Consider the following 12,562-nt stretch of genomic DNA (forward strand, 5'->3'; position numbering starts at 1 on the left):
ATTCGACAGGAAATGTCGTTCGTTTTGTTATTTAGGTGGTTTTCCGATATTTTTATCGGTAAATGAAATTACAACTCGGTTTTTCTAACACATCTCTTTATCTATAAAGATTGATAAAATGAAACTTTAATCAACCCTCACCAATCCGGCTTTTACAGGCAGCAGGGCCCCACCTAACTTCTTTGCTTTCGCTGAATTTTGATGTGTGCGTCTTACTGCCCGGTAAATAGCGGATAAACAAAAAAAGAATGGGGATTCCCCCATCCTTTCACACTTCGCCTTCCTTCACAAAATACACTCTCTCATAAGCAGGTCTTAATGTTGATTCCTCTTTTTTATCAATCTCTTTAAAACAAGGGCTCCCTTGTTTTTTCCTACGATCTTCATATTCAGTACGCAATTTCGCTGTACGATTTTGTTGATTTTCAAAACTAGTTTTTGATATTTCTAATTTCACAGCAAAGCCATTTATAAACCTAATAATAAGATTTCCATCTTTTAATTCTTTATTACCTTCAATATAAAAATGAGACAACCAAGCGCACTCTTTTCTAGAGTAAGAATAGGTAGGGAAAAAATAAAGTTGATCTGTAGGACTAATCGCAATCGGTGCTTTATGTGTAATATGAGTTAATTCTTTCGTTCCTTCTTTTCTGCCTAAGAAACTAGAACCATGCTTTCGGCAACTTCTTTCTATAATATCTAGTGGTTTTTGAAATACGAAAAAAGAATCATTCATTTCAACGACTCGCGTAACAATTTTCTTTTCACTTAGAATAACAGGAAGTAAGGCCATCGTATTTTTCGTTACAACATAATTTTCGACATAGCGTTCCACTTTACTTTCCATACTCTATTATCTCCTTTTTTCCATTTATATTAGCAGCTGCATATATAATTTTAGCACCTATGAAAAGAAAACGGATTGCACATTCTACTATTTTACATTAATTTATTATTTATCAAACATTCTTCAAATTTCAAAATAAATATATAAAAATAACAAGATGGCACTGTGCACAAAAAAGCATTTATACTGCTATAAATATTTGAAATCACTTCCTCATTTCACATCATTACAACAATTAACTTTGTTATAATTAAAATGTAAATCCAATATATGGAGGGCCACTATGGAAGAAAAAGAGATCCAACCATCGATTCAAATGAAAAATAGTAGCGTCATTATCGTGAAAAATTCAGCTAGTATTATATTCGGTTTATTTTTTATTCTGCTATTCTTTGCCAAACCGTTTCGTAAATCAAAATGTACAGAATGTAAAAAACGTGAGAAGAAAAACGTAGCGAAAAAAGAGTAAAAGGCCTTCCTTTTTGGAAAGCCTTTTTATATTTGTAGTATCATTTTATTTATTCTTCTTCACCCTTAGAAAAACAACTATATTTTCTTCCAAGGTTCTCTACATCTTTTTTGATTTGTAATATGATCCTTATATAAAACATGAGAAAGAGTATTTGTACTTGTTACCCGCTTTTAATTTTTACTAAAAAATTTAAATTTGTACATCTTTTTCCATCACTAACAATTCGTCAATTAATTAACTTTGTAATATAAGTTTTGTATATAATGTCATTCAAAAACACAATATATATAAGTAGCTATTTATAATTACATTGCTTTTTATCAAATTCTAAAAAGGAGTTGTATACTATGGATAAAGAAAATCCATTAAATCAGCAGGTTAATAGCATTCCCTCAGATGCTCTGAATACCCCTAGTAAGGAACAAGAACAACTGTTAGAAACATCATCTCAAAACGTACAAAATTCCAACAACAACGCTAACAAAAAAGATGTTACTCAAGGTCTATCTGGAAAAGATTTCCCTATTTCAACAGAGAATACAAATTTATAGTTATTTACTATCATACGCAGCAAATGCTCTTGCTGAACTAATTCTTCTACAGAAACTAATACGCATTCCCGATAATTTTTTACCAGTTGTAACATAGAAAAAGAGATTTAGATATAAAAACAGGCTCTGAAAAAAATTTCTGCACAACCTAAAAAAAAAAGGATGGCATTAGCCATCCTTTTTTCCATCATCAACTATAAAATTATAGTTTGATTACGTTTTTAGCTTGAGGTCCACGGTTACCGTCTTCGATTTCGAAGCTAACTTTTTGACCTTCTTCTAAAGATTTGAAACCGTCAGTTTCGATTGCTGAGAAGTGTACGAATACGTCGTTTTCGCCTGGAACTTCGATGAAACCGAAACCTTTTTCGTTGTTAAACCATTTTACTTGTCCTGTTACTGCCATAATTATTTCCTCCTAAGAAAATACAAATTTTAAATTTTTTAGTCTTCCTGTCTAAAAAAAGAATCCACACATTATCAAATACGAAACATAAACTAGTTCTCACATACTTTTTCTCGTTCGTTTTCAGCACTTGATAACATATGGATTGCTTAATTTAACTATTCAACTGACATCATCATAGCACATTTAAATAAAATGTACAATCTTTTTCTAAAATGGAATTTCTAATTTTTAGTATTTCTTATAAAATATAATTATCTCTATTCCAAATAAGGAGGAATTTATGAACAACAAAATTCCTAGAAAAACATTAAAAAGAATCGAAGAGGATATTGAAAATAATAATCTTGGAAAAGCAAGAGACAGATTGCACGGCCTCATCTTTACATACCCAAATGAATTACATCTTCGAAAACAACTCGGAGATATTTATTATAAATTACAATATCCAGAAATGGCTGGACGTTACTGGTATCTAGAGGAGCATAAAACAGATATTATGCATGAATCATGTTTATTATTTGAGAAATCAATGGGAAATAACCCTCATCATATTGCACTCGCTTTAAAGTTTAAAGGCGATTCTAACCATATAAAAGCTTTGTATAAAGATCAACCTTTATCTTCAGTGCAGAAGAAAGTAGCAGAGGAGTTAATTTATGAGTATAAAGAAACATGGCAAGATAAGCTAGTTCCTTTTGGCTGTCTAGCATTCCTTGCTTGCCTTCTCTTTTCTGCCATTGTTGGTCTATTCACTATTTGGAATTGGATTTTTTAATTATAGGGGGAATTTTCACATGTCAAACTACGATAACGAAGAAAAGCTAACAGGCGGAAACGTTTCGAACGTATATCGTTCTGAAAATACTGTTCGTCGAGAGTTAAAGCCAGATAGCGCAAAAATCCATAAGCTATTACAACACTTAGAAAACAAAGGATTTCATTATACTCCAAAGTTTTTAGGTGTAGATGAAGAAGATAGAGAGGTTTTATCCTTTATTGAAGGAGAAGCTGGGAATTATCCTTCAAAAGAATATATGCGATCTAATGATGTATTAAAAGGAATCGCAAAGATGCTCCGCCTTTACCATGATGCTGTAAGTGATTTTCCGTTATTAGATGATTGGAAACCGATGGATCACACGCCAAATAACATTGAGGTTTTATGCCACAATGATTTTGCCATATATAACATTATTTTTAATAATGAGAAGCCAGTAGGGATTATTGATTTCGATGTTGCTGCTCCTGGTCCAAGACTATGGGATATCGCTTATACACTTTATACTTGTGTGCCTTTAAGTAGAGTGTATTATACAGAATCTGGTGAAGCCATTCATTATGAATCATCGCAACATGCAGATCGTATTAAAGAGAGAGTGAAATTATTCGTTCAGTCCTATGGTAAAAATATGGATGAAGATTACTTAGGAATGGTGTTGCTACGATTAGAAGGGTTATGTACATATATGAAACGAAAAGCGCAAGAAGGCGACTTGAATTTCCAAAGAATGATTGATGAAGGACATCTAGAGCATTATGAGAAAGATATGAAGTTTATTCGTAATCATAGGGCTGAGTGGCGTTGATTTAGTAATAAAGAAAAGTTAGTATCGTTTTTTGCCGATAAATTGATATCTCTTTTCGAATCGTTCACAAAATAACAAGGGGCCCCCTTCAAACAGGTGCCCCTTCCTTTTATTTCGTAAACTGTGCTTCTTCTGTAGATCCTTTTAACGCTGTCGTTGATGAAGTTCCGCCTGTAATCACTTGTGCAACTTCATCAAAGTAACCTGTTCCTACTTCGCGTTGATGACGTGTTGCAGAGTAGCCGTGTTTTTCTGCTGCAAATTCAGCTTGTTGTAGTTCAGAGTATGCTGCCATGCCGCGCTCTTTATAGCCACGTGCTAGTTCAAACATACCGTAATTTAATGAATGGAATCCAGCAAGTGTTACGAATTGGAACTTATAACCGTAAGATGCGATTTCCTTTTGGAAGCTCGCAATTGTTTTTTCATCTAGTTTTTGTTTCCAGTTGAATGAAGGTGAACAGTTATATGCAAGTAACTTTCCTGGATGCTCCTTATGAATTGCGTCCGCAAATCGTTTTGCATCTTCTAAATTTGGTTCCGACGTTTCACACCAAACGAGGTCTGCATACGGTGCATACGCTAAACCGCGCGCAATCGCTTGATCAAGACCTGCATTCGTACGGTAAAATCCTTCTGGTGTTCTTTCTCCTGTAATAAATGCTTTATCAACAGGATCGATATCGCTCGTAATTAAATCAGCTGCATCTGCATCTGTTCTTGCAACGATAATTGTTGGCACTCCCATTACATCTGCTGCAAGACGTGCAGAAATTAAATTACGTACCGCTGTTTGCGTTGGTAGTAGTACTTTTCCACCTAAATGGCCACATTTTTTCTCTGAAGATAATTGATCTTCAAAATGCACACCTGATGCACCTGCTTCAATCATACCTTTCATCAGTTCGAATACGTTTAATTGTCCACCAAATCCAGCTTCTGCATCTGCTACAATCGGTACGAAATAGTCTGTATCATCGCTTCCTTCCATATGTTGAATTTGATCCGCACGTTGAAGTGTTTGATTAATTCGTTTCACTACAGCAGGTACGCTGTTCGCTGGATATAAACTTTGGTCTGGATACATATGTCCAGAAAGGTTTGCATCAGCTGCCACTTGCCAACCACTTAAGTAAATCGCTTTTAACCCAGCTTTTACTTGTTGCATCGCTTGATTTCCTGTTAATGCGCCAAGTGCGTTAATATAGTCTTCTGTATGAAGCGATGTCCAAAGCTTCTCAGCACCGCGGCGCGCTAATGTATGCTCAATATCAATTGATCCGCGCAGGCGAATTACATCTTCTGCCGAATATGGACGTGTGATCCCTTTCCAACGCTCATCTAATTCCCAGCTTTCTTGTAATTTCTCGATTCTTTCGTTTTTCATTTATTCCATCCCCTTTTCATTTTTTATAAAATTTCATAACCTGGTAATGTTAAAAATGGTACGAATTCATCATTTCGAACGAGATTTGTAAACAACATTGTCGCCTCTTGGAATCTCCCTTTCTTAAAGGCTTCCTTACCAATCTCTCTTTCTATTTTTGCTAATTCTTCTTCTTTTAGCTCTTCCATTAATTCAAGCGTAATATTACGACCATCATTTAGTTTTCCACCTTCATGACGAATCCATTGCCATACTTGTGCTCTTGAAATTTCAGCAGTTGCCGCATCTTCCATTAAGTTATAAATGGGTGCTGCTCCCCGTCCGCTTAACCAAGATGCAATATATTGAATACCTACGCTAATATTCATGCGAAGGCCCTCTTCTGTAATCGTTCCCACCGGTACCTCTAGTAAATCGTTTTCTGTTACACATATTTCTTCACGTTTTCTGAAAATTTGATTTGGTGTTTTCATAATGTGATTAAATACTTCCATTGCAACCGGTACAAGTCCAGGGTGAGCAACCCAAGTCCCGTCATGACCGTCTAAAGCTTCGCGCTCCTTATCAGCACGCACTTTTTCAAAAGCTGCTTCATTCGCTTCTGGATTATTTTTAATCGGAATTTGTGCCGCCATTCCTCCAATTGCTGGTGCATTACGGCGGTGACACGTTTGAATTACTTTCAAAGAATACGAACGCATAAATGGCGCTGTCATCGTGACTTGTGCTCTATCTGGTAGTAAGAATTTATTATGATTACGGAAACTCTTTAAAAAGCTAAAAATATAATCCCATCTTCCACAGTTTAAGCCAGCAGAATGATCTTTTAGCTCATACAAAATTTCATCCATTTCAAACGAAGCGTGAATCGTTTCCAGTAACACAGTTGCTTTAATCGTTCCATTTGGAATGCCGATATATTTTTGAGCAAATACGAATACATCATTCCATAATCTCGCTTCTAAATAACTTTCCATTTTCGGTAAGTAAAAGTATGGGCCGCTCCCTTTTGCTAAAAGAGCTTTCGCATTATGGAAAAAGTACAAGCCGAAATCTACTAAGCTACCTGACATATTTTCCCCATCAACTTGCATATGCTTTTCCTCTAAATGCCATCCTCTTGGACGTACAATGAGTACAGCTGTTTTCTCATTTAATCTATATTCTTTCCCTTTATCATTTTCATGTGAAATCGTTCCCTTTACTGCATCTCGTAAGTTGATTTGACCTTCCACTGCATTTTCCCAAGTTGGTGAATTCGAATCTTCAAAATCCGCCATAAAAAGATGCGCTCCTGAATTTAAAGCGTTAATGACCATCTTTCTATCTACCGGTCCAGTAATCTCTACGCGGCGATCCTCTAAGTCTTTTGGCAGCTTGGCAATTGTCCAATCCGCTTCACGTATGTGTTTTGTTTCTTCTAGAAACTTCGGAAACTCCCCTGCATCAATTCTCTTTTGTTTTTCTACACGTTTTTGTAAAAGTTCTATGCGGCGCTCATTAAAATTCTCATGTAGTTCCTTCAAAAAACTAAGCACCTCAGGTGTCAATATTTCGTTGTACGCTGGTAACATTTCTCCAACGAGTGTAACCCGTGAAGTTTGCGTCGACATATTAGCATCCCCTTCTTAAACTGTTTTATAACAGATTTGATTTCATGTTTTATATTATATAACAAATCTTCAGAAAAGGAAGTTTTTTTTGAAAATTCACTTCATTTTTTTTTCAAAACGCCATTCTTTCGCGCTTTATTTCATACAAAAAAAGGCCGCTGTTATACAACAACGACCTTTTTGTATTATTTTTAAATTTCACTTTGACTAGTTAAACTTTATTACTGCCCTTGTTCCATATCATGCAATATTGCTCTATGTAAAAACTGTGCGTATTGTTCTCTCGTTACCTTCATAGACGGACCGAATTTACCTTCTCCGATTCCCATTGTAATACCATTTGTTTGTACTGCACTAATTGCATTCGTTGCCCATGAATTTGCTGAAACATCATTAAAGTTATGAGATCCCTTTGCCTGTAAGTCAAAAGCATTCGTAAGAACTTGTGCCATTTCCGCACGCGTTAACGTCGCCTTCGGTCTAAAGTTTCCATTCTCGTCTCCCTGGAAAATTCCCATTTCCGTTAAAGCCAATATTTCCTCGATAAAGCTTGTTGAATTTTCATCGATATCTCCATACGGGTTTTCATATTCATCTTGTTCTTCCATATCAAACACACGGTAAATTAAAGCTGCAACTTGCTCACGTGTTACATTATCCCCAAAACCGAATATTCCATCGCCATATCCCAAAATAATTTCTTGTTCCGCTAAATCATGAATCGCCTCATATGCCCAATGCCCTTTTGGTACATCTTTAAATACAATTGTATTTGTTTTTTGCAACGGTGCACTTTCCGCTTTTACATTGTTACTCTCTGCTGAGAATAACACCCCACCCATAATTGTTAATGCTGTAGCTGTTTTTAATAATTTTTTGCTCATTACATTTCCTCCCCAATATGTATATGTTTTTTCAAATATACATAACAAATAGTATAGTAACAATATATTTTCCGACACATTTCGTGACGGTTTTGTGAATCATATTACACATCATGTCTTTTTTATGGGGTTGATTATAAAGCTTATGTATAACATTAAAAATACATAAAAACGAATAATAATTCTTTTTTAAACAAACAAAAAAGCACAAATATTTCTATTTGTGCTTTCATATTTCACTCTATCTCCAATCCTCTTTCAAATGATAATTAATAATCGCATTATTAATAAATTGAGCATATTGTTCTCTAGGTACAGGGCGATTTAATTCATACATGCCATTCCCAGTTCCTCTTACAACATTATTAGATTGTAGCGCACTAATTGCATCTTCTGCCCAGTGGCCTTTTGGAATATCTTTAAATGTATGTTTTTGCTTCGTTTCAAAAGTAAATGCTCGTTTTAAAATGACAGCCATTTCCGCTCTAGAGACTGGTGCTTTCGGCCTAAAGTTCCCTTGCCCATCCCCTGTAAAAACACCACGTTTTGTTAACGCCAAAATTTCCTTTTTAAAAGTTGTTGTACTATCAGAAATATCTTTATACGGATTCGCTACTGATCCTTCTTCTTTCATTTCAAGTGTTCTGTAAATAATACCAGCTACTTGTTCACGTGTTGTAAGATCACCAACACCATACTTCCCGTTTCCATACCCTAATATAATTTTATGATATGCTAAATCCATAATAGCGTCATATGCCCAAAACCCGTATGGAACATCTTCAAACACAATCATTTGTGGATACTCTTCCGCTTTTACAGGCGTCACATTCGTCCCTGCAAATATCCCTCCTGCCATTGTCGCAATCATCATTACACCCAATATTTTTTTCTTCATCGTCCTCTCTCCCTATTTCATTCAAATAAAATGAACTTCATTGTTTCAGGAGTACTATTTTTTGGTGAATGTAAGATAAAATGCAAATCTTCTAGAAGAAATATTTCCACTACCTTTCTGCTTTATGCCTCCTTCTTTCTTTTTCAAAAAGGAAGTTGTCACATCTAAGGTGTTATATACTAAAACATTCTACAATCTCTTTATAAACTCCTTTTCACTTTACAACTTCCCTTTATTGGCGCGTAAAGGAGATGCCTAATGAAGGTTACTATATTCATGATTTATATTTCAGAGGTAGCATTCCTCTCCACTGATAACTCGCCTTCTCTTCCCTTGCGAAAAGTTAGCGCCATCCCTACAAATATAAGGATAATCCCTACTACTTGCATACTAGTTGGTCTAAATCCGGTAAAAACAGTATCTAATAATATTGCAACAGCAGGATCTAAAAACACTAATACAGAAATAATTCTCGTCGATAAATGTCTTAAACTGTCAAAAAATAAGTAATATACAAATCTAGTATGTACAGATCATCACCTTGAAAATGCTCGAAATCTAAGAATAGTAGTAATAAAAAAAGCATCCTTTTTTCTTAAAAGAGGATGCTTTTTTATATTTATTAACACTCACATATGCTACTACTTTTGAAGAGTAAATTGGGCAACTATTTGTTTTAATTTTCCTGCTGCGTTATGCATATGTTCAATTGAAACCGAAATCTCTTGAACAGATTTTTCTTGCTGTTGAATAGACTCTTTTACCCTATCAGTTCGGTCAGATGATCTTTGGGAAATTTGAGCCATGTCTTCTGCAGAAGCCGAGATTTCCTCACTACTCGCTGCAATTTCATCTGTAGACATAGATACCGTTTGAATTTGCTCAGATACTTGCTGTACTTTTTCTGTAATTGTTCCAAATACTTTTTCTGTGTGCATTACTACTTGTGTACCTGCCTGTACCTCATTATCTACTTTCCCCATCATATGTACCGTATGGTTCGTTGTTCCCATAACTTGAGTAATAAGATTCTCAATTTGTTTTGCAGAATCACTAGATTGTTCTGCTAATTTCCGCACTTCATCTGCCACAATTGCAAATCCTCTACCACTTTCACCAGCACGTGCAGCCTCAATTGCGGCGTTTAATGCTAATAAGTTAATCTGAGAGGTAATACCTTGCATAACATCAATGATTTTAACAATTTCTTCTGATTGTTCTTTCATAGTCTCTACTTGTTTCACACCGCTATGTACCGAATTTTGGATTGTATCCATCTGTTGAATCATTTGTTTCATTAATTTGTTACCATTCTCTGCATCTAATGCTGATTGAGCAGACAATTCATTTACAGAGGACGATGTATTGACTATACTCTGCATTCCTTGTGTCAATTCTTCCATCGCACCCGCAGTTTGTTCCATTGCTTGCATTTGACTCTCTGCACCATTTGCAACTTCTTCAATATCCATAGTGATTTTCTTCGCTGCACTACTAGATACTTCTGATGCAGATGCTACTCCGTCTGCATGTTGGAATAAAAGCTGAATATTATTCTCTACTTCTTGCATATTTGTTCTTAGCCCTGCAATCATCTCGTTAAAATTACTTACTAATACACCTAATTCATCCTTAGCATTATAATCACCATGTACAGTTAAATCTCCTTCTTTCGCTCTTTCCATCATACGACTAACCGTTTGTAACGGAGCAACTATAAGCCTACTAATAATATAACTTACTATACATATAACGATTGTAGTAACTACTACAAGAATGATAAAGGTAATAACGGATCGATCAATCATTTTTTGAGAATCTTTAAACACTTGATCAGCTAAGTTTGAAACATACGATTCTAGATCCACTGCATAACCAGCTAACTCTATTCCCTTCGGTTTTAATTTCTTCTGAAATTCGTTTACCATTTGTGGCTCATTTGTTGCCTTCGCCTTTTCAAATAATTTTTTATATGTATCTTTATAACTTGGCAAAGATTTCTTCATCTTCTGAAACAGTTCATCCTCTTGCTTACTTAAATTAAAACCATCATCATATTCTTTTAATAAAGAATCATATTTTTTAAGATCCTTTTCAATATTATCAATTATCCCCTCTTTATTTGCCACTTCATTTTGTGATGCAGTAATTAATTCTAATAAATTATATTCTAGTGAATTTTGTGTGCGAAGCATTCCTTCTAATAAAATTGCAGAATATTGATAATCATCTACTACAACCTCTGTATCGTGCTTAATCTTATTAATGGAATTAATTGCTACACTGCTCATAATTACCATACCTAAAACTGCTAATGAAATAAGCGATAATAATTTATATTTCACTTTTAAATTTTGTAAAAAATACATTTTTCCACCTTTATTCCTTTATATATAGATTTTTAGAATTTTATAGCTTATTATTTACAAAATCTCAATAAAAAGCAATGATAAATATTCCCAATATCAAACTTATATTTCTATAAAAAAAGAAGTAGCTATCATGCTACTCCTTTTTGCTTTGTTTCTCATATTGTTCAAACGTGTGAATTCTTTCAAAAATTGGTGGGTGGGTGTATAAGAAAAACTTCACTAACGCAGGCGGATTTACTTGGCTTAAACTTGTTTTTGATAAATATTGAAAAGTTTTCACACCAGATTTCCCGTCCTTCGTCATATTTAAAGCATATTGATCTGCCGCTCTTTCTTCTATACGTGAAACGTAGTTTGTTGCTGGTTGTGCTGCAAAAGAGAGTATAGAAGAAATTAAGAAAAATAAAGGTAAAATGGAGAAACATGCCACTTTTGAAATTTGCAATGTATCTCCCCATTTGCGAATACACATATTTATAATACGACTAATTAAAAACATACCTATAAACGATAGCAACACATAACTTGCAACGCCAAAGTATATATGCTTCATAACATAATGTCCCATTTCATGAGCCATGATAAATAATATCTCTTTATCTTTTAACTGCTTAAGCGTTGTATCCCACATTACAATACGGGCGTTAGGACCAATTCCTGTTACGTAAGCATTTAATGCATTCGTTTTTTCTGACATATTTACTTCATATACGTGTTTAGCAGGAATGTCAGCTTTGTCTGCTATCGCTAAAATTTTCGTTTCTAATTCTTTATTTTTCAGCGTTGAGAAGTCGTTATAAAGCGGATCAATAACGACAGGCTGTATGAATGTTAAAAAGATTGTAAATGGAACAGAGAGCGCCCACCCTGCTAGCCACCACCTCTTCGGAAATTTACGGATAAGCCATAATAGAACGGTAACTACAATTAACATAGTCGCATAACTTTCCCAAAAACCGATAACATGATCTTTTATCCAGCTTTGTATACTTTGTGTTGAAATGCCGTAATCAACGGATACTTTCCGGCCAATCCATTGCATCGGTAAGGCAAGCACTGTTGTCAGTAATGATAAATAAAAGAGATAAATCGCAACTTGCAAGACACTTATTTTAGTCGTTTCCTTCGACCATTTCTCAAACTTTCTTGAAATACCTAGCACAAGTACAAATAATAAAATAATCCATTCAAGAGGCGTCGCTAAAAAGTATAGTAAATTTTTCACGCGCGAATAATCTTGGCTTAGCGTAAGCTCTCTAGCACTCATAAACGTTTCTGGATCTGCACTTGTTCCTTTATACATGTCCGGAATAAGTTCATGATTCCATCCAAATAAATACCAATATATAAGTAACGCAAATCCAACGTACAAAAAAAGCGACCAACCAATAACCTTCCTCACGCTATTCCCTCCTCTATGCTGCCTGTCTATTATTATTGTAAGTTCGTACACGCTAAATTAGAACAAGCTTATTATGTGAATTGCTCTGGATCTTTTTATTTACATAAAAAAACTCTTCTACATAAGAAGAGTTTTACC

12 protein-coding genes and 2 pseudogenes are annotated in these 12,562 nt (G+C 34.8%); 4 read left to right on the forward strand and 10 right to left on the reverse strand.

Annotated elements, in window-relative coordinates:
- Positions 1-268: 268 nt before the first annotated feature.
- Positions 269-850: a competence protein ComK gene (locus N2V92_RS29085; protein WP_000444446.1), complete on the reverse strand. Its 582-nt coding sequence runs from the start codon at positions 848-850 to the stop codon at positions 269-271.
- A 283-nt stretch (positions 851-1,133) separates the two neighbouring features.
- Between N2V92_RS29085 and N2V92_RS29090 the strand changes: the two genes are divergently transcribed.
- Together N2V92_RS29090 and N2V92_RS29095 are read left to right on the forward strand one after the other, a co-directional pair.
- The gene (locus tag N2V92_RS29090; RefSeq protein ID WP_000391375.1) at positions 1,134-1,319 is read left to right on the forward strand and encodes a hypothetical protein; all 186 of its coding nucleotides are present in this window, start codon (positions 1,134-1,136) and stop codon (positions 1,317-1,319) included.
- Between the two features lie 350 nt (positions 1,320-1,669).
- Positions 1,670-1,873 (forward strand): hypothetical protein, encoded by a 204-nt coding sequence (locus N2V92_RS29095; RefSeq protein WP_000356922.1) that lies wholly within the window; start codon positions 1,670-1,672, stop codon positions 1,871-1,873.
- Between the two features lie 202 nt (positions 1,874-2,075).
- Here the strand turns inward: N2V92_RS29095 and cspA are convergent, their stop codons facing one another.
- Positions 2,076-2,279, reverse strand: coding sequence for an RNA chaperone/antiterminator CspA (cspA, locus tag N2V92_RS29100; protein ID WP_000301518.1), 204 nt, complete (start codon positions 2,277-2,279; stop codon positions 2,076-2,078).
- A gap of 283 nt (positions 2,280-2,562) precedes the next feature.
- Here cspA and N2V92_RS29105 point away from each other — a divergent pair, with 283 nt between their 5' ends.
- Both N2V92_RS29105 and N2V92_RS29110 read left to right on the forward strand, forming a co-directional pair.
- Positions 2,563-3,057: a DUF6584 family protein gene (locus tag N2V92_RS29105; protein ID WP_016077979.1), complete on the forward strand. Its 495-nt coding sequence runs from the start codon at positions 2,563-2,565 to the stop codon at positions 3,055-3,057.
- Positions 3,058-3,076: 19 nt separating this feature from the next.
- Complete coding sequence (locus tag N2V92_RS29110) at positions 3,077-3,868, forward strand: phosphotransferase (RefSeq protein ID WP_016077980.1); 792 nt, start codon at positions 3,077-3,079, stop codon at positions 3,866-3,868.
- A 109-nt stretch (positions 3,869-3,977) separates the two neighbouring features.
- Here N2V92_RS29110 and aceA read toward each other — a convergent pair whose 3' ends face one another.
- The 8 genes and pseudogenes from aceA to N2V92_RS29145 all read right to left on the reverse strand — a co-directional run bounded on the left by aceA (position 3,978) and on the right by N2V92_RS29145 (position 12,424).
- Positions 3,978-5,255 carry an isocitrate lyase gene (gene aceA, locus N2V92_RS29115; RefSeq protein ID WP_000787346.1) on the reverse strand — a complete coding sequence of 426 codons (1,278 nt, stop codon included), beginning with the start codon at positions 5,253-5,255 and terminating at the stop codon, positions 3,978-3,980.
- 23 nt (positions 5,256-5,278) lie between these two features.
- A complete protein-coding gene (gene aceB / locus N2V92_RS29120) occupies positions 5,279-6,868 on the reverse strand; it encodes a malate synthase A (RefSeq protein ID WP_000107342.1) in 1,590 nt (529 codons plus the stop codon).
- Between the two features lie 221 nt (positions 6,869-7,089).
- Complete coding sequence (locus N2V92_RS29125) at positions 7,090-7,752, reverse strand: S-layer homology domain-containing protein (RefSeq protein WP_012614769.1); 663 nt, start codon at positions 7,750-7,752, stop codon at positions 7,090-7,092.
- 241 nt (positions 7,753-7,993) lie between these two features.
- Positions 7,994-8,650, reverse strand: a complete 657-nt coding sequence (locus N2V92_RS29130) for an S-layer homology domain-containing protein (protein WP_000727105.1) — start codon at positions 8,648-8,650, stop codon at positions 7,994-7,996.
- Positions 8,651-8,931: 281 nt separating this feature from the next.
- Positions 8,932-9,233, reverse strand: a pseudogene (locus N2V92_RS29135) (EamA family transporter); the annotation flags it as partial.
- 58 nt (positions 9,234-9,291) lie between these two features.
- A complete protein-coding gene (locus N2V92_RS30085; protein WP_414638674.1) occupies positions 9,292-10,245 on the reverse strand; it encodes a methyl-accepting chemotaxis protein in 954 nt (317 codons plus the stop codon).
- Positions 10,240-11,019, reverse strand: a pseudogene (locus tag N2V92_RS30090) (MCP four helix bundle domain-containing protein); the annotation flags it as partial. The gene N2V92_RS30085 and the pseudogene N2V92_RS30090, both read right to left, overlap by 6 nt.
- 136 nt (positions 11,020-11,155) lie before the next feature.
- Entirely contained in the window at positions 11,156-12,424 is a 1,269-nt protein-coding gene (locus N2V92_RS29145) for a M48 family metallopeptidase (protein ID WP_001233325.1), read from the reverse strand.
- Positions 12,425-12,562: the final 138 nt, after the last annotated feature.

Origin of the sequence: Bacillus sp. CH_48, from assembly GCF_038008465.1 — a bacterium.
Classification (GTDB): Bacteria; Bacillota; Bacilli; order Bacillales; family Bacillaceae_G; genus Bacillus_A; species Bacillus_A thuringiensis_S.

Bases quoted from the DNA above. Each gene is read 5' to 3' on its own strand.
- N2V92_RS29085 (WP_000444446.1), bottom strand. From the start codon at position 850: ATGGAAAGTAAAGTGGAACGCTATGTCGAAAATTATGTTGTAACGAAA.
- N2V92_RS29090 (WP_000391375.1), top strand. From the start codon at position 1,134: ATGGAAGAAAAAGAGATCCAACCATCGATTCAAATGAAAAATAGTAGC.
- N2V92_RS29095 (WP_000356922.1), top strand. From the start codon at position 1,670: ATGGATAAAGAAAATCCATTAAATCAGCAGGTTAATAGCATTCCCTCA.
- cspA (WP_000301518.1), bottom strand. From the start codon at position 2,279: ATGGCAGTAACAGGACAAGTAAAATGGTTTAACAACGAAAAAGGTTTC.
- N2V92_RS29105 (WP_016077979.1), top strand. From the start codon at position 2,563: ATGAACAACAAAATTCCTAGAAAAACATTAAAAAGAATCGAAGAGGAT.
- N2V92_RS29110 (WP_016077980.1), top strand. From the start codon at position 3,077: ATGTCAAACTACGATAACGAAGAAAAGCTAACAGGCGGAAACGTTTCG.
- aceA (WP_000787346.1), bottom strand. From the start codon at position 5,255: ATGAAAAACGAAAGAATCGAGAAATTACAAGAAAGCTGGGAATTAGAT.
- aceB (WP_000107342.1), bottom strand. From the start codon at position 6,868: ATGTCGACGCAAACTTCACGGGTTACACTCGTTGGAGAAATGTTACCA.
- N2V92_RS29125 (WP_012614769.1), bottom strand. From the start codon at position 7,752: ATGAGCAAAAAATTATTAAAAACAGCTACAGCATTAACAATTATGGGT.
- N2V92_RS29130 (WP_000727105.1), bottom strand. From the start codon at position 8,650: ATGAAGAAAAAAATATTGGGTGTAATGATGATTGCGACAATGGCAGGA.
- N2V92_RS30085 (WP_414638674.1), bottom strand. From the start codon at position 10,245: ATGATTGCAGGGCTAAGAACAAATATGCAAGAAGTAGAGAATAATATT.